Here is a 537-nt window from a genome sequence, read left to right as displayed (position 1 = left end):
GACAATGGCTGTGACAGAAGTGGGATTACCAGCGATATCGACAGTATTCGCTGTAAAGCTAATATTGCCATCGATGAGTGATGAAACATCAGCATCGCTAATTTGCCAAACACCTGCGACGACAGTGGTATTGAAAGTGAGTTGGTTATTGAGGCTATCGGTAAGGGTAATAGTAATGGTTTGACCGTCTTCAACATCATCAACTTGACCCGAGAAATCAAGGCGCAGCATTTCAAAGCGGTTAATGACAGGGTCTCTACCCGTGTCCACATCAATAGTGATATCAGCCAATATATCAACAGGCATTTGAGCGGCGGCTGATGCAGGGTTGCCTGCTATATCGCTGACCTCAGAAGTGACAATTAATGAGCCATCATCAAAGGCTGATAAATCTTGTGCTGGGAGAGTCCAAACTCCGCCAGTAATAATGGCGTTAAGGGTTAATGAATTCCCTTGGTTGTCCGTTAAGGTTACGGTAACAGTTTGACCGTCTTCAACATTAGTAACAGTGCCCTGAATGACCACCTGAGTCATTTC

1 protein-coding gene is annotated in these 537 nt (G+C 44.9%); it reads right to left on the bottom strand.

The window, feature by feature from the left end:
* The coding region (locus L2737_RS22265) for a hypothetical protein (RefSeq protein ID WP_248957143.1) at window positions 1-537 on the bottom strand (537 nt) is incomplete at both ends.

Source organism: Shewanella electrodiphila, from assembly GCF_023283985.1.
Taxonomy (GTDB): domain Bacteria; phylum Pseudomonadota; class Gammaproteobacteria; order Enterobacterales; family Shewanellaceae; genus Shewanella; species Shewanella electrodiphila.
This window is presented reverse-complemented; position numbering and strand designations above follow the sequence as displayed.